We start from the raw sequence: 17,677 nt of genomic DNA, 5'->3' as shown, positions 1-17,677 counted from the left end.
TGTGCTCACACCCTAGAAGGATTGCATTATGCGCATCGTCGTAGCCCTGGGCGGCAACGCCCTCCTGCGCCGTGGTGAACCCATGACCGCGGACAACCAACGCGCCAATATCCGCATCGCCACCGAACAGATCGCCAAGATCCACGCCGGCAATGAGCTGGTGATCGCCCACGGCAATGGCCCGCAAGTGGGCCTGCTGTCGTTGCAGGCGGCGGCCTACACCAGCGTCTCGCCGTACCCGCTGGACGTGCTGGGCGCCGAGACCGAAGGCATGATCGGCTATATCATCGAACAGGAACTGGGCAACCTGCTGGACTTCGAAGTACCGTTTGCCACCCTGCTCACCCAGGTTGAAGTCGATGCCAAGGACCCGGCGTTCCAGAACCCGACCAAACCCATCGGCCCGGTGTATTCCAAGGCCGAGGCAGAAAAACTCGCCGCCGAAAAAGGCTGGGCCATCGCCCCCGACGGCGAAAAATATCGCCGTGTGGTCGCCAGCCCGCGGCCCAAACGCATCTTTGAGATTCGCCCGATCAAGTGGCTGCTGGAAAAAAACGCCATCGTGATCTGCGCCGGCGGCGGCGGCATCCCGACGATGTATGGCGAAGACGGCAAGCTCAAGGGCATTGAAGCAGTGATCGACAAAGACCTGTGTTCGTCGTTGCTGGCCGCGCAATTGGACGCCGATCTGCTGGTGATCGCCACCGACGTCAACGCCGCCTTTATCGATTTCGGCAAGCCAACCCAGAAAGCCATCGGCCAGGCCCACCCGGACGACATGGAAAAACTCGGCTTCGCCGCCGGCTCCATGGGTCCCAAGGTGCAAGCGGCCTGCGAGTTCGCCCGCCAGACTGGCAAAACCGCGGTGATCGGTTCACTCTCGGACATCGAAGCCATTGTCCAGGGCAGCGCCGGCACCCGCATCAGCACGGCAAAACCTGGCATCACTTATCTGTGAAGTAGAGGAGATACGCCTATGGCTACCTTTGAACCCGGTCACTTGCACGTTGAACGCCACGCGCTTAACAAAGACGACTACAGCTACAACCTGTGCATCGACTATGAAGTCAGCCAGGACCCAAAGGAAGGCAAGGGAATGCTCTTCAAGCTGCACGGTTCGGTGCAGGGCAAGGACCTCAAGGAAGAGTTCTTCCTGCCCAAGGACCAGGCCTTCGACTTTGCGCGGCATGCGATGAACATTGCGCAGAAATACGGCATGCCGAAGGTCGCGGTGCTCAATGGTTCGATGCACAAGCAGTACGACCTGATGTTCGAGGATGTGCGGCATCAGTTGGATGTGAAATCAGGTGATCCAGTCAAGCCCGAACACCTGGAGTAAGTTGAAAATGTGGGAGGGGGCTTGCCCCCGATGGCTGTGTGTCAGCAACAGATTTATTAGCTGATCCACCGCAATCAGGGGCAAGCCCCCTCCTACATTTTGACCGCCATCATTCGTCAGATTTCACCTGCGCCCCGCGCCAAGGCATACTTGCCGCCTCTCGCTCCCCAGAATTGCTAGCACCCCATGCGTATCCACGTCAGCTTCATCGACCGCGTCGGCATCACCCAGGAAGTCCTGGCCTTGCTCGGTGGGCGCAATCTCAACCTGGATGCGGTGGAGATGGTGCCGCCCAACGTCTATATCGATGCGCCGACCCTCAGCGCCGAGGTGCTCGAAGAGCTGCGCGACGCGTTGTTCAGCGTGCACGGCGTGCAAGCGGTTAAGGTGGTCGACATCCTGCCGGGCCAACGCCGCCACCTGCAACTCGACGCCCTGCTGGCAGCCATGACCGACCCGGTGCTGGCCCTGGACAGCGCGGGCAAGATCCTGCTGGCCAACCCGGCGTTGATCGCGCTGTACGGACGCGAGCCGGCCGGGGAAAGCATTGCCGAGCTGTTCAATGACCCAACGCTGCTGGACACTTTGCTGGAACATGGTTTTCGCCTGCCGTTGCGCGAGATCAGCGTCAACGGCCAAACCCTGTTGCTGGATGCCACGCCAATCACTGACGCAGGCGCCCTGCTCACCCTCTACCAGCCCAATCGCATCGGCGAGCAACTGTCGGCACTGCACCACGACCATGCCGAAGGTTTTGATGCGCTGCTGGGCGAATCCCCGGCCATCCGTACCCTCAAGGCGCGAGCGCAACGGGTGGCGGCGTTGGATGCACCGCTGCTGATCCAGGGCGAAACCGGCACCGGCAAGGAGCTGGTGGCCCGCGCCTGTCACGCCACCAGCGCACGCCACAGTGCGCCGTTTTTGGCCTTGAACTGCGCGGCACTCCCGGAAAACCTCGCTGAGAGCGAGTTGTTCGGTTACGCCCCGGGCGCCTTTACCGGCGCCCAGCGCGGCGGCAAGCCGGGGCTGATGGAACTGGCCAACCAGGGCACGGTATTTCTGGATGAGATCGGCGAGATGTCGCCGTACCTGCAAGCCAAGTTGCTGCGCTTTCTCAATGACGGCAGCTTTCGCCGTGTGGGCGGTGACCGCGAAGTGAAGGTCAATGTGCGCATCCTCAGCGCCACCCACCGCGATCTGGAAAAGATGGTCAGCGAAGGCACCTTCCGCGAAGACCTGTTTTACCGCCTCAACGTCCTCAACGTCGAAGTACCGCCCCTGCGCGCACGCGGCCAGGACATCCTGCTGCTGGCCCGCTACTTCATGCAGCAGGCCTGCGCGCAGATCCAGCGCCCGGTCTGCCGCCTGGCGCCCGGCACTTATCCGGCACTGCTGGACAATCGCTGGCCGGGCAACGTGCGGCAACTGCAAAACGTGATCTTCCGCGCCGCTGCTATCTGCGAAAGCAGCCTGGTGGACATCGGCGACCTGGACATCGCCGGCACCTCCGTGGCACGCCAGAACGATGGCGAAATCGAGAGCCTGGAACAGGCCGTGGAAGACTTTGAGCGCGATCTGCTGGAAAAGCTCTACACCAGCTACCCCTCGACCCGCCAACTGGCCAGCCGGTTGCAGACTTCCCATACGGCAATCGCCCATCGCCTGCGCAAGTACGGCATCCCCAACAAGCCCTGATTCAAGTTGGAATACAAACAAATGTGGGAGGGGGCTTGCTCCCGATAGCGGTGTGTCGGCCATAAACCTTTGACTGATACACCGCTATCGGGAGCAAGCCCCCTCCCACATTTGCAGAGCATTCCAAATTTTGGTCCAGGAACGACATTCAGTGTACTGAAAGCGCTACAGCGTAACGATATCGCTACAACCCTGTTTTTTGCGCGCCATGCAAGGCTTTGATCCACATAGGCTTTTTTTCACGCACCCGACTGTAGCGAAATCGCTACATGTAAACACGCTAACGTTATAACTATTTTCATCAAGTCTTTGATTTATAAAGACTTAATAACCTTGGCCGCAATATTGCTAAGCAACTCCCCATTATTCCAATCCCGTCCACCAGACGATTCTGGCCCTGAGGAGTTTCCATGAGCGAGTTGCGTTTCACTGAAGATCACGAATGGCTGCGCGCCGAAGCCGATGGCAGCGTTACCGTGGGCATCACCGCTTTTGCGCAGAACGCGCTGGGTGATGTGGTTTTCGTGCAACTGCCGGAGTTGCAGGCTTACGACAAGGGCGCTGAAGCCTCCACCGTGGAATCGGTAAAAGCCGCCAGCGGCGTGTATATGCCGTTGGACGGTGAAGTGCTGGAAGTGAACGACAAGCTCAGTGACAGCCCGGAACTGGTCAACGAAGACCCGATGGGTGAAGGCTGGTTCTTCCGCTTTAAACCGACCGACGCCGAGGCAGTGGCTAAGCTGTTGGATCAGGATGCATACGACCGCCTGATCAAAGCCAACGCAGAAGCCGAGGAGCGCGCCATGAGTATCAATTTGACCACCGCCAACGAATTCATCGCCCGCCACATCGGCCCGCGCCAGGCAGATGAGCAGCAGATGCTCGCCAGCCTGGGCTTTGATTCCCTCGAAGCCCTCAGTGCCAGCGTGATCCCGGAAAGCATCAAGGGCACCAGCGTGCTCGGCCTGGAAGACGGCTTGAGCGAAGCCGAGGCCCTGGCCAGGATCAAGGCCATCGCCGGCCAGAACCAACTGTTCAAGACCTACATCGGCCAGGGCTACTACAACTGCCATACGCCGTCGCCGATCCTGCGTAACCTGCTGGAAAACCCGGCCTGGTACACCGCTTACACGCCGTATCAGCCAGAGATTTCCCAGGGCCGCCTGGAGGCCCTGCTGAACTTCCAGACGCTGATCAGCGACCTCACCGGCCTGCCGATTGCCAACGCGTCCCTGCTCGATGAAGCCACCGCCGCCGCCGAAGCCATGACCTTCTGCAAGCGCCTGAGCAAGAACAAAGGCAGCAATGCCTTCTTCGCCTCAGTGCACAGCCACCCGCAAACCCTCGACGTACTGCGCACCCGTGCCGAACCGCTGGGCATCGACGTGGTGGTCGGCGATGAGCGCGAACTGACCGACGTCAGCCCGTTCTTCGGCGCACTGCTGCAATACCCGGCCAGCAACGGCGATGTATTTGATTACCGCGAGCTGACCGAGCGTTTCCACGCCGCCAATGCCCTGGTGGCCGTGGCCGCCGACCTGCTGGCCCTGACCCTGCTGACCCCACCGGGTGAGTTCGGTGCCGACGTCGCCATTGGCAGCGCGCAACGCTTCGGCGTGCCGCTGGGCTTTGGTGGCCCGCACGCGGCGTACTTCTCCACCAAGGATGCGTTCAAGCGCGATATGCCGGGGCGCCTGGTCGGGGTTTCCGTCGACCGCTTCGGCAAGCCGGCCCTGCGCCTGGCCATGCAGACCCGCGAACAACATATCCGTCGCGAGAAGGCCACCAGCAACATCTGCACCGCCCAGGTGCTGCTGGCCAACATCGCCAGCATGTACGCCGTGTACCACGGTCCCAAGGGACTGACCCAGATCGCCCAGCGCATTCACCAGCTGACCGCGATCCTGGCCAAGGGCTTGACCGCCCTGGGCCTTGAGGTCGAGCAGAAAAACTTCTTCGACACGATCACACTCAACACCGGCGCCAACACCAAAGCCTTGCATGACAAGGCCCACGCCCAGCGCATCAATCTTCGTGTAGTCGACGCCGAACGTGTTGGCCTGTCGGTCGACGAAACCACCACCCAGGCCGATATCCAGGCCTTGTGGGCGATCTTCGCCGACGGCAAGGCCCTTCCCGCCTTCGCCGCCACCGACAGCACCCTGCCTGCCGCTCTGCTGCGCCAGTCACCGATCCTCAGCCACCCGGTATTCAACCGCTATCATTCGGAAACCGAGCTGATGCGCTACCTGCGCAAGCTGGCCGACAAGGACCTGGCCTTGGACCGCACCATGATCCCGCTGGGCTCGTGCACCATGAAGCTCAACGCCGCCAGCGAAATGATCCCGGTGACCTGGGCCGAGTTCGGTGCCCTGCACCCCTTCGCCCCGGCTTCACAAAGCGCCGGCTATCAGCAACTGACCACCGAACTGGAGGCCATGCTCTGCGCGGCCACCGGCTACGATGCGATCTCCCTGCAGCCAAACGCCGGCTCCCAAGGTGAATACGCAGGCCTATTGGCCATCCGCGCCTATCACCAGAGCCGTGGCGAAGCACGTCGCGACATCTGCCTGATCCCATCGTCGGCCCACGGCACCAACCCGGCCACCGCCAACATGGCCGGCATGCGCGTGGTGGTGACCGCCTGCGATGCGCGTGGCAACGTCGATATCGAAGACCTGCGCGCCAAGGCCATCGAGCACCGCGAGCACCTCGCCGCGCTGATGATCACCTACCCGTCCACCCACGGCGTGTTCGAGGAAGGCATCCGTGACATCTGCGCGATCATCCACGACAACGGCGGCCAGGTGTACATCGACGGCGCCAACATGAATGCCATGGTTGGCCTGTGCGCACCGGGCAAGTTCGGCGGCGACGTGTCCCACCTGAACCTGCACAAGACCTTCTGTATCCCCCACGGCGGTGGCGGCCCCGGCGTTGGTCCGATTGGCGTCAAGTCGCACCTCACGCCATTCCTGCCGGGCCACGCGGCCATGGAACGCAAGGAAGGCGCGGTGTGTGCCGCACCGTTCGGCAGCGCGAGCATTCTGCCGATCACCTGGATGTACATCAGCATGATGGGCGGCGCCGGCCTCAAGCGCGCCTCGCAGTTGGCGATCCTGAATGCCAACTACATTTCCCGTCGCCTGGAAGAGCACTACCCCGTGCTCTACACCGGCAGCAACGGTCTGGTGGCCCATGAATGCATCCTCGACCTGCGCCCGTTGAAAGACAGCAGTGGCATCAGCGTGGATGACGTGGCCAAGCGCCTGATCGACTTCGGTTTCCATGCGCCGACCATGTCGTTCCCGGTGGCAGGCACCTTGATGATCGAGCCGACCGAAAGTGAGTCCAAGGAAGAACTGGACCGTTTCTGCGACGCCATGATCGCCATCCGCGAAGAGATCCGCGCGGTGGAAAACGGCACGCTGGACAAGGACGACAACCCGTTGAAAAACGCACCACACACCGCCGCAGAATTGGTCGGCGAGTGGTCACACCCCTACAGCCGTGAACAAGCGGTGTACCCGGTCGCCTCGCTGATCGAAGGCAAATACTGGCCACCGGTTGGCCGGGTCGACAACGTGTTTGGCGACCGCAACCTCGTCTGCGCATGTCCGTCGATCGAGAGCTACGCATAACCTGAAGGTCAACTCGATCAAAGGTGGGAGCGGGCTTGCTCGCGAAAGCGGTGTATCAGTTACAGGTGCATCAACTGACAGCCCGTTTTCGCGCGCAAGCCCGCTCCCACATTTTTGACAACATTATCGAGTGCTGACGCCTAACCGCGCGCCAGCACGTTTTTCAGGAGCTGAATATGTCCACCGAAACCCTGTTGAAAACCCCATTGCACGCCCTGCACCTTGAGCTGGGCGCGCGCATGGTGCCCTTCGCCGGCTACGACATGCCAGTGCAGTACCCGCTGGGCGTGATGAAGGAACACCTGCACACCCGTGAACAGGCCGGGTTGTTCGACGTGTCCCACATGGGCCAGATCCGCCTGACCGGCGCCAATGCCGCCAAGGCCCTGGAAACCCTGGTACCGGTCGATATCATCGACCTGCCGGTGGGCATGCAGCGCTACGCGATGTTCACCAACGAGCAAGGCGGCATCCTCGACGATCTGATGGTCGCCAATCTGGGCAACGACGAACTGTTCCTGGTGGTCAACGCCGCCTGCAAGGACCAGGACCTGGCGCATCTGCGCAAACATATCGGCGACCAATGCACCATTGAGCCGCTGTTCGAAGAGCGCGCCCTGCTCGCACTGCAAGGCCCGGCGGCGGTGAAGGTACTGGCGCGCCTGGCGCCGGAGGTCACCCAGATGACCTTCATGCAATTTGCCACTCTGCGCCTGCTGGGCGTGGACTGCTACGTCAGCCGTTCCGGCTACACCGGTGAAGACGGCTTTGAAATTTCCGTACCGGCAGCTAACGCAGAAAGCCTGGCCCGCAGCCTGCTGGCCGAAACCGAAGTACAGGCCATTGGCCTGGGCGCCCGCGACTCCCTGCGCCTGGAAGCCGGCCTGTGCCTCTATGGCCATGACATGAACACCGACACCACGCCAATCGAAGCCAGCCTGTTGTGGGCAATCTCCAAGGCTCGGCGTGCCGATGGCCCACGTGCCGGCGGTTTCCCGGGTGCCGACCGCATCTTCACCCAGCAACAAGCCGGCGTGAGCCGCAAGCGCGTAGGCTTGCTGCCCCAGGAACGCACCCCGGTGCGTGAAGGTGCCGAGATCGTCGACGAACAAGGCACCGTGATCGGCAGCGTATGCAGCGGTGGCTTTGGTCCAACCCTGGGCGGTCCGCTGGCCATGGGTTACCTGGACAGCGGCTTTACTGCACTGGATAGCGAAGTCTCTGCACTGGTGCGTGGGAAAAAGGTGCCATTACGTGTAAGTAAAATGCCATTTGTGCCACAGCGTTACTATCGCGGCTGATTAAATGTTTCCATAAGTAACGCGGCTGCGCTTACGCGCACTAAACTGTAACGCAGCCGCCATAAAACAGTGCATATCCGATAGTCTTTTCTATAGGAAGTCTCCTATAACAAGTGAATAACTCTATCGAATAACTCGCCACTACTACGTTCAACAAAGTGTCATGTGCCCGAGCAAAAACAGGGTCTTTCGCAGGGCTTGTTTTTTTCATATTAGTTGGCGTAGAGTTCCTTCACTGTGTTTGCATGGGTCGCTTGGAACCTGGACCTGGGCAGTAGCTAAAAGTTTTGCTACAACCCGTTCGACGTCTCTTACTTTCCTGCAACCCAGCCCAGTACTCTTTCATGTGAAAGGGGCTGTCATTAATTTTTAGCGTCAAAGGAAAGAAGAAAATGGCTGAACGTCAGAGCGGTCTCGTCAAGTGGTTCAATGACGAAAAAGGGTTTGGTTTTATCACTCCAGAAAGCGGCCCGGATCTGTTTGTGCATTTCCGCGCTATCCAGGGCAATGGCTTCAAGAGCCTGAAAGAAGGCCAGAAAGTGACCTTCGTAGCTGTACAAGGCCAGAAAGGCATGCAGGCTGACGAAGTACAAGCAGAGAACACCTGATCCTTCCTGCGACAAAAAGCCCCTGATATGACATCAGGGGCTTTTTTATGGGCGTTTGTCCGTAAAATGCTGCTTTTCCTCCTGAGAGCCCTGCCATGTCGAAGCACCTGCTAAGCCCCCAAGGCCAATTCCCCGCCGTTGGCCTGGGCCGTCGCCTGGCAGCGATGTTCTACGATTTCCTGTTGTGCACGGCGCTGCTGATCGTCACCGCCTTTATCTACAAGCTGGTGTGGATCGCCTTTGTGGGCGAAGCGAAAATGCGCACCCTCACCGAATCCGGCGCGCTGGACGGTGACCCGTTGCTGTCGACGATCCTGTTGTTTGTACTGTTTGGGTTCTTCGCCAAGTTCTGGACCCATTCGGGGCAAACCCTGGGCATGCAGGTGTGGGGCGTGCGCGTGCAAAACGCCGACGGCTCGCGGATCAGCCTGTGGCAGGCATTGTTGCGTTTTGTGGTGTCCATTGCGTCATGGTTGTGCGTGGGGCTGGGGTTTATCTGGTCGTTGTTCGACAAACAGAAACGCAGCTGGCATGACATCTATTCGGACACGCAGTTGGTGCGAATCCCCAAGCAAAAGAAGTAACCACCTGCCAAGTGAAGATCAAAATGTGGGAGCAAGCCCCCTCCCACATTTGGAAAGTGTTCACACCTGGGCTATGCGTTACCTGCCAGCTTTAGGCGTGCGGCCTGGGTGAAATCCAACATGCGCTTTAGCGGCCGCACCGCCTGTGGAATCACCGACGGTTCGACGAAAATCTCATTACTGCCCTCACGCAGACACTGCAACGTGCGCTCCAGCGTGTTCATTGCCATCCACGGGCAGTGCGCGCAACTGCGGCATGCCGCGCCGTTGCCGGCGGTAGGCGCTTCAATGAAAATCTTGTCCGGGCACAGCTGCTGCATCTTGTAGAAGATGCCGCGATCAGTTGCCACGATAAAGGTCTTGTTCGGCAGGCGCTGCGCTGCAGCAATCAGTTGGCTCGTCGAGCCTACGGCATCCGCCAGCTCGATCACCGAAGTCGGTGACTCCGGGTGCACCAGGATCGCCGCGTCCGGGTACAGCGCCTTCATGTCTTCCAACTGCTTGGACTTGAACTCTTCATGGACGATGCAGGCACCGTCCCACAGCAGCATGTCGGCACCGGTCTGGCGCTGGATGTAGGTGCCCAGGTGTTTGTCCGGGCCCCAGATGATGGTCTCGCCGTTGTCCATCAGGCTTTCGACGATCTCCAGTGCGCAGCTTGAGGTGACCACCCAATCGGCACGGGCTTTGACCGCCGCCGAGGTGTTGGCGTACACCACCACGGTGCGCTCGGGATGCTGGTCGCAGAATGCAGAGAACTCATCCACCGGGCAACCCAGGTCCAGGGAGCAGGTGGCTTCCAGGGTCGGCATGAGGATGCGTTTTTCAGGGGTGAGAATCTTGGCGGTCTCGCCCATGAACCGCACACCGGCCACCAGCACGGTCTTGGCCGGGTGGGCGGCGCCGAAGCGCGCCATTTCCAGGGAGTCGGAAACACAGCCACCGGTTTCTTCGGCCAGGGCCTGGATTACCGGGTCGCAATAGAAGTGGGCAACCAGCACAGCATCCTGAGCCTTGAGCTCGGCGGCGATGGCGGCGCGCAGGCTCGCCTCTTGCGCGGCGCTGAGCACCTTGGGCTGCTTGGCGTCGAGGTGGGCTTGAACCAGTAGGCGTTCGGAAATGTGCGTCATGTTCGCAAGACCTGCAGGCGCAGTAGCGCGAAAGTCGAGTGTACCACCGGCTCTGGAGCCCTTCGGGCGCCGCCGGACGAAGTGTTTTTGTTCATCAAGCACGGGTAAAGCTGAAGCTGCGCAAGGCTACAGAATATCGAATGGATTCAAAAGCCTAATCTGGTGTGCCGGGACGCGACTGCCGGGTGCACCGCTGCCTGCTATAAACGCAATGATTAAGCGCATTAACTGCAACAATCAAAAAAACCCTATCCCCCTCCGACGCCAACCATACCCCTAAAATACTGGCGTTTCGGGTTACCACTGACCCGGCACGCACTGATTTTGTGCGTTTTTTCCCTAAATAACGTGGTACTCCTCACGTTTTGTGCAATAAATCCCCCGCTCATGTAACGAACCGTTTAATGATGACTCCAGTGTGGCAACTCCCCTGAGTTCACGGTTTGGCTCAGGAGGCATAGATCATGTGTGTTTCTACATTAAGGATGTCGAGTGCCAATTCAGCCCACAACCGGACACTGCTGTCGTATTCAAAAACTGGGCATCATCCTGCTTTGCCTGAGCGCGCTGCCGGTGGCTGCCGCCCAAACGCCGCAGCCAGGCCAGGAAGCCCTTCGCTTGCAGCAGCAACAGCAGCACGACCTGCAGCAACTACAACTGGAGCAGCGCCAGCGCCAGATGCAACGCGGCCGTTTCGGGACGCCTTCGGTCACACCGGCGGCGCCCAAAGACATCGCCAAGGATGAACGCTGCTGGCCTTTGCGCGGTATCCGCCTGGCCGGGGCCACCTTGTTCAACCGCACCGAGCTGGACAAACACATCGAGCCCTACGTTGCACCCTGCATGGGCGTCACCCAGATCAACCGGCTGTTGGCCGAGGTCACGCGCCTGTATGTCGAGGCCGGCTATATCGCCAGCCGTCCCTACCTGATCAGTGCGCCGAGCGCCGGGCAGCCACTGGATATTCACGTCGAGGAAGGCTACCTCGAAGCCATCGAACTGGCCGACCAGAGCCTGCCCGTGTCGTTAGGCGCAGCGTTTCCCGGGATGCTCGGCAAGCCGCTGAACCTGCGCGACCTGGAACAGGGCCTGGACCAGCTCAACCGCCTGCGCTCGGTCGACCTCACCGCCGATATCGCCCCTGGCAGCCAAGCGGGCGCCTCGCGCATCATCCTGCGCTCGCGCAGCAGTGCCTCGCGTTGGGCCCTGGGCGTTGGGCTGGATAACCTTGGCAGCGCCGGCACCGGGCGTGATCGCAATGCCCTCAGCCTGAGCCTGGACAGCCCGCTGCAACTGGGCGATTCGCTCAACCTGAGTTTCAGCGACACGCTAAACCATGGGCCGCGCTACAGCCGCAGCCACAGCCTGTTCTATTCGATCCCCTACGGCTACTGGACCTACAGCCTGTTCGCCAGCCATGCCGAATACCGCTCGCCGTTCAAGCTCAGCCGCACGACGCTCTACAACAGCGGCCGCACCGATCAGGTCAGCCTGCGCAGCGACCGGGTGCTGTGGCGCGACCAGGGCCATCAACTGAGTGCCAACCTGCAACTGGCCTACAAGGACGTCGACAGTTACCTGCAGAAGGCTCACCTGGACATCCAGAGCCCCACGCTGACGGTGGCCGAGGCCGGCCTGAACCTGTTCTGGCTCAACAGCGCGGTGTGGAACCTGGACCTCAATTACGCCCAGGGCCTGACCTGGTTCGGCGCCGATCGCGATGCCGACCAGATGCACAAAAACCGGCCCAAGGCGCAATTTCACAAGTACCGCGCCAACCTCAGCCAATGGCGCAACGGCCAATGGTCTGCGCAACCGTGGCAGTGGCAGAGCCAGCTGTCGGTGCAATACAGCCCGGACGCGCTGCCTGCCATCGAACAGTTGCTGGTCACCGACGACTCGGCCGTGCGCGGCTACCGCGACAACAGCAGCTCGGGCGCGATTGGCGCCGTGTGGCGCAACACGTTGCGCCTGCCGCTGAACAGCGACTTGCCGGTGAAGATCACCCCGCGCCTGGGCCTGGACAACGGTTGGGTCAAGCGCGAACACGGCGCCCAAAGCCAACGCCTGAGCGGCGCCAGCGCGGGGCTCAACCTGAGCTGGAAGAACGTGCAGCTCGACTTCGATTACCAACGCAACCTCAACACCCCCACAGGTTTTCGCCAGGAGCCGGAGGTCTGGCTGACACGCCTGAGCTTGCAGATCTGAGCGCGCAAATATGAGCCTGCAAATATGAGAACACCGCTGTTTTTAGCCTGAGACAACCGCCGTACCTGACCACCACAGCAGCGTTGCAACGAACAACGCACGTCGTGGATCAGCCAACACAGAGCGAGATCATTTATGCCGACTACTTCCCACAGCTTTCACCTTTCGCCCCAGGGCAAACTGCGCTGGGCCATTGCCAGCCTGTTCCTGCTGCCCCAGCTTGTGCTCGCCGCAGGCGTGACCGTGGCCGAAGGGCCTGGTGGCACGCCGCAGCTGCAAAACCAGGGCGGTGTGCCCATCGTCAACATCGTCGCGCCAAACGCCGGCGGCCTGTCCCATAACCAGTTTCTCGACTACAACGTCGACCGCCAGGGCCTGGTGCTGAACAACGCCTTGCAGGCCGACGTGTCCAAGCTCGCCGGGCAACTGGCGGCCAACCCGCAGTTCCAGGGCCAGGCGGCGAGCGTGATCCTCAACGAAGTGATCAGCCGCAACGCCTCGGCCCTCAACGGCGCCCAGGAGATCTTCGGCCAGGCCGCCGACTATGTGCTGGCCAACCCCAATGGCATTTCGGTGAATGGCGGCAGTTTCATCAACACCCCGAATGCCAACCTGGTGGTCGGCCGTCCTGAACTCGACAACGGCAAACTGCAAGCCTTGAGCACCCGGGATGCCACCGGCCAACTGACGGTGCAAGGCCAGGGCCTGCACAACCGCGAAGGCTCCATCAACCTGATCGCGCCACGTATCGACAGCGACGGCAGCATCAGTGCCCATGATCAATTGAACCTCACAGTCGGGCGCAACCAGGTCGACTTCGCCAGCGGGCAAATCAGCCAGGTAGACCCGGCCAGCAAGACCCAGGACCAGCGTATCGACGCACGCCTGTTCGGGGCGATGCTGGCCGGGCGCATCAATATCATCAGCACCGCCGAAGGTGCCGGTGTGCGCGTGGGCGGCGTGCAGGTGGACGGCCGTGACGGCGTGAAAATCAGCTCGTCCGGCGACCTCGATATCAGCGGCCAGGTCCACGCCAACAGCCTCGACGCCACCCGCGCCGGTGTGCAGAGCCGCCAGGGCGATGTCGACTTGCACAGTGCCAGGGACTTGAACCTGGCGGCCACCGACGTCAGCGGGCGTAACGTCAAACTCGCTGCCAGCCGTAACCTGACCCTCAGCAGCCTGGAAAGCCGCAAACTCCAGGAAAAACGTGAACAGTGGGACAACAGCAACTTCCTGTTCACCTACGAAACCTATGACCGCACCACCACCGACAAGGACTCGCGCCAGCACGGCAACAAGGTTGTCGCGCAACAGGACGCCGCGCTGTCCTCCGGCGCCAGCACCGAGATCAAAGCCAGCCACGTAGAAGCGGGCAGCGCCTTGCGCGTCAACAGCGGCGCCGACCTGCAGCTGAACGCCGCCACCGAAACCCATGAAACCCGCGACCAGGGCAACCATCGCAAGCATTTGTGGAAAGCCAACTGGGACAAATCCAGCAGCGAACAACGCAGCATCACCAGCAGCCTCAAGGCAGGCAACACGCTGGAGCTGACCAGCAAGCAAAAACTGCAATTGCAAGGCGCCGAACTGCAAACCCCAGGCGATATCCAGTTGGCTGGCCGCCAAGTGGAAATTGCCAGCGCCAGCCGTACCCAGAGCAGCAGCGACAACGCCTACTCCGGTGACCTGACCGGTGGCAGCTTCTTCGGCAAGAAAGGCGACGGTAACCAAGGCAAAACCCTGAACACCGGCAGCAAGGTCAACGCCGACGGCAAGCTGATCGTCAAGGCCGACGACGTACGCATCAGCGGTAGCCAGGCCCGTGGCGGCAAGCAGGCCAGCGTCATCAGCGACAAGGGCTCGCTGGTGATCGACGGCGTACAGGACACCTCCCACGACAACCGCTACAGCAACGACAGCAAGTTCTTCGGCATCTCCAAGGACGAAAGCCGCAAGAACCTCAAGGACAGCACCATAGTCGCCAGCCACCTGCGCTCAGACAGCAACCTCAAGCTGCAAAGCGCCCAAGACATCACCGTCACTGGTTCCCAGGTGTCTGCCGGCGACGAACTGCAGGCACAGGCCAAGGGTGATATCAAGGTGGCTGCGGCCGAGAACACCACCCACGACACCACCAGCACGCACACCCGTGGCTTCGACGGCTATGCCAGGGAGACCGCCGACGGCAGCCGTCAATACCGTGCAGGGGTGAGCTATGAAGACCAGCAGCAAACCCGCAAGACCGACACCACCCGGCAGCAGGCTTCCAGCCTTAAAGGCGGCAGTGTGGTAGTCGGCGCTGGCGGCGATGTGAGCATCAAGGGTTCCGACCTCAAGGCGACCCAGGGCGATGCAAGCCTGAGCGGTCAAAACCTCGCGCTGTTGGCGGCCGACGACAGCAGCACCCAAGCCATCGACAAGACCACCACCGGTGGTAGCTTCTACTACACCGGCGGCCTTGATCGGGCTGGCAGTGGCGCGCAATTCAGCCATCAGAGCAGCCAGGACACCAACAGTAAAACCACCGCGCAAACCAGCACCGTGGCAGCGACCGGCAAGCTGACCATCAACGTCGGCGACACCCTTACCAGCCAGGGCTCACAGGTCAAGGCTGGCACCGAGTTGCAGGTCAACGCGGGCCGGATCGACAATCAGGCAGCCCATTCCACCGAGGCCAGTACCCATAAGGGAAACGGCTGGACCGCCGATGTCGGCGCCAATGTGGAGTACAAAGGCATTACTCGCCCGATCGAAAAAGCCGTCGAAGGCGTGGCCCAGGTCAAGTTCCATCAGCCTGGTTTGCTGGACGCGTTCGAACAACCGAATGTCGGGCTGGACGTGGAAGTCGGACACACCCACAAAACCCGCACACAGCAGCACAGCACGGCGGTGGTCAGCCAGTTCAGTGGCGCCACGGTGCAGGTCGATACCGCTGGAAAACTGCAGGATGCAGGCACTCAATACCGGGCCACCGATGGCGGGCTGACGATCAAGGCCGGCGAACATGTCGCCACGGCCGCCGCCAATACCCACGACAGCAGCGAGCAAGGCGTGGACGCCAAGGCGGGTGTGCGGATCTACACCACCACCGGTGAAGACCTGAATGTGCGCGGCAGCGGCTTGGGCGGCAGCAGCGATGTGCGTGAAACCAGCAGCACGGCGGTGGTCGGCCGCTATGCCGGCACCCAGGGCGTGAGCATCGAGGCCAAGGGCGATGCACGCTATGAAGGCAGTCGGTTCAACGGCGGCCAGGCCGGCGTCAACCTCAAGACCGGCGGTGAGTTGGCGCTCAACCAGGCCAATGACAGCCAGAGCACAACCAGCAGCACCTTGCGCGGCAACGGTTCATTGAGCGTCGGCACGGCACCAGGCGCCAACGGCACGAACATGAACCTCGGTGCCGGTGTGCAACTGGACAACAAACGCCTGGACACTCAGGACAGCCAGGCCCGCGTCACGACGATACAGGGCAGCGGGCCGATCCAGCTCAGCAGCGGTGGCAACATGACCCTGCAGGGCACGCAAATCGGCTCCAGCACCGCCAAGACCGGCGATATCCACCTCAATGCCGGGGGCAAGCTGGACCTGCAAGCCGCCACCAACCGCCACGTCAGTAGCGGCAGTAATCTGGGCGGCGGCCTGACCATTGGCGCCGGCAAGACCAGCAGCGCCGACAGCAGCAGCAAGACCGGCAGCCTCAGCGCCAATTTCAACATCGGCAAAGTGGCGGAAAATGACCAGGGCGTAGTCGTCGGGCAGTTGCACAGCAACGGCAAGGTCAGCCTCGCCGGTGGTGCCGAGGCGGCCGATGCCCTGCACTTGCAGGGAACTCAGGTCAGCGCGGCCAGCGTCAACCTCGATGCGCAGAACGGCGGCATTCTGCAAGAGTCAGCACAATCGACCCAGGCCCATGACAACTGGGGTGTGACCCTGGGCGCGGGTGGCAGCGTTGGCAAGACCACCTTGGCCGACGCAGGGGAGCACGAAACACCCAAGACCCAGCGCGGCATCAATGCGCGGGCCAAGGTCGATGTGGATCACCTGCAAAGTAGCACCCAGCATGACAGCCTGATCAAGGCCGGCAACGTGGTCATCAACAGTGCCGGCGACACCCATCTGGCCGGGGCACGCATCGAGGCCGAGCAGGTGAGTGGAAAAGTTGGCGGTGATCTTGTCGTCGAGAGTCGCAAGGACCAGGTCAATAGTACCCAGGTCAATGTCGATGCCAGGCTGGATGTGGAGAAAAACCAGCCAGGCGTGGTGGATAAACTCGCCACTGCCACCGGCCCGCTCAAGGACCAGGTGCAAGCCAAGGCCGAAGGTGCGTTCGACAAGCATCGCGACAAGCTGGAGAACGTCGTCGACAAAAGCACCGGGCACCTGGCTTCGGCCAAGGACAAAGTGGTCAACGGCGTCGTCAACGCCAAGGAGCGCCTGGAAGAAAAACTCATCCGCAGCGCCAGTTACGATGTGAACCCCGAGCCCCGTGGCGCTTTCGCCACCCGCGTGGACAAGGCCAAGGCTTACCTGGCGGACAAGAAGGAGGCCCTGGGCACGCGCCTGTCGGGTTTCAAGGAAAAGATCTGGCCGAAAAACAGCGACAGCTACGTCGTCAGCGGCAAGAACACCACCGGCAGCTCGGTAGCCAATACCGCCGAAAGCGTGTTGTTCGGTGACAAGAGTGGCAACACCAACTACACCCCGACCCTGTATCTGGACGTCAGCCATGTGGTCAAGGACAGCGTCACCCAGGCGTCAGGCATTCGCGCAAGCCAGGGCGTCAATCTGCAGGTGAGCGGTGATACGCGCCTCACGGGTGCGCGGATCGGCGCCGAGCATGGCAAGGTCGAGCTGGGCGGTTCCAAAGTCACCGCTACGGCATTGGCCGGCAGCGACTACCGTGCTGATGTCGGGCTGAACGTCTCGAAATCACCGGTCAACCTCGCACTGGGGGCCAAGGATGAATTGACTCAGAAACAGGACGACGCCACGCGCAAGGATCAAGCCTTCAACCTGGGACCACTGCGAGCGGGTGGGCACAGTGAAAGCCAGGCCTTGCAGGCAGGGATTGATCAAGGCATCAACTAAAAGGCTAAGCACCGATTTACCAAACGAAACAGATCCAAATGTGGGAGAGGGCTTGCTCCCGATAGCAGTGTGTCAGTCAG

At 61.2% G+C, this 17,677-nt stretch carries 10 protein-coding genes; 9 read left to right on the top strand and 1 reads right to left on the bottom strand.

Annotated elements, in window-relative coordinates:
• Positions 1-28: 28 nt before the first annotated feature.
• The 7 genes from arcC to KVH01_RS15160 all read left to right on the top strand — a co-directional run bounded on the left by arcC (position 29) and on the right by KVH01_RS15160 (position 9,168).
• Positions 29-958, top strand: coding sequence for a carbamate kinase (gene arcC / locus KVH01_RS15190; RefSeq protein ID WP_217881942.1), 930 nt, complete (start codon positions 29-31; stop codon positions 956-958).
• Between the two features lie 18 nt (positions 959-976).
• Entirely contained in the window at positions 977-1,339 is a 363-nt protein-coding gene (locus KVH01_RS15185; protein ID WP_043049087.1) for a DUF5064 family protein, read from the top strand.
• A gap of 186 nt (positions 1,340-1,525) precedes the next feature.
• Positions 1,526-3,034: a sigma-54-dependent transcriptional regulator gene (locus KVH01_RS15180; RefSeq protein ID WP_043049088.1), complete on the top strand. Its 1,509-nt coding sequence runs from the start codon at positions 1,526-1,528 to the stop codon at positions 3,032-3,034.
• Between the two features lie 410 nt (positions 3,035-3,444).
• Positions 3,445-6,675 carry an aminomethyl-transferring glycine dehydrogenase gene (gene gcvP / locus KVH01_RS15175; RefSeq protein ID WP_217881941.1) on the top strand — a complete coding sequence of 1,077 codons (3,231 nt, stop codon included), beginning with the start codon at positions 3,445-3,447 and terminating at the stop codon, positions 6,673-6,675.
• Between the two features lie 176 nt (positions 6,676-6,851).
• A complete protein-coding gene (gene gcvT, locus KVH01_RS15170; RefSeq protein WP_217881940.1) occupies positions 6,852-7,976 on the top strand; it encodes a glycine cleavage system aminomethyltransferase GcvT in 1,125 nt (374 codons plus the stop codon).
• 392 nt (positions 7,977-8,368) lie between these two features.
• Positions 8,369-8,584 (top strand): cold-shock protein, encoded by a 216-nt coding sequence (locus KVH01_RS15165; protein WP_056847631.1) that lies wholly within the window; start codon positions 8,369-8,371, stop codon positions 8,582-8,584.
• A gap of 95 nt (positions 8,585-8,679) precedes the next feature.
• Positions 8,680-9,168 carry an RDD family protein gene (locus KVH01_RS15160; RefSeq protein WP_217881939.1) on the top strand — a complete coding sequence of 163 codons (489 nt, stop codon included), beginning with the start codon at positions 8,680-8,682 and terminating at the stop codon, positions 9,166-9,168.
• Positions 9,169-9,239: 71 nt separating this feature from the next.
• Here the strand turns inward: KVH01_RS15160 and nadA are convergent, their stop codons facing one another.
• Complete coding sequence (nadA, locus tag KVH01_RS15155; protein ID WP_043049096.1) at positions 9,240-10,298, bottom strand: quinolinate synthase NadA; 1,059 nt, start codon at positions 10,296-10,298, stop codon at positions 9,240-9,242.
• A 492-nt stretch (positions 10,299-10,790) separates the two neighbouring features.
• Between nadA and KVH01_RS15150 the strand changes: the two genes are divergently transcribed.
• On the top strand, positions 10,791-12,506 hold the full coding sequence (locus KVH01_RS15150) for a ShlB/FhaC/HecB family hemolysin secretion/activation protein (RefSeq protein ID WP_217881938.1): 1,716 nt from the start codon (positions 10,791-10,793) through the stop codon (positions 12,504-12,506).
• 135 nt (positions 12,507-12,641) lie between these two features.
• Positions 12,642-17,597 carry a hemagglutinin repeat-containing protein gene (locus tag KVH01_RS15145; protein WP_217881937.1) on the top strand — a complete coding sequence of 1,652 codons (4,956 nt, stop codon included), beginning with the start codon at positions 12,642-12,644 and terminating at the stop codon, positions 17,595-17,597.
• Positions 17,598-17,677 lie beyond the last annotated feature (80 nt).

This window comes from Pseudomonas khavaziana (assembly GCF_019145205.1).
Classification (GTDB): Bacteria; Pseudomonadota; Gammaproteobacteria; order Pseudomonadales; family Pseudomonadaceae; genus Aquipseudomonas; species Aquipseudomonas khavaziana.
Note: the sequence above shows the minus strand (reverse complement) of the source record. Positions and strands in the feature narration are given on the sequence as shown.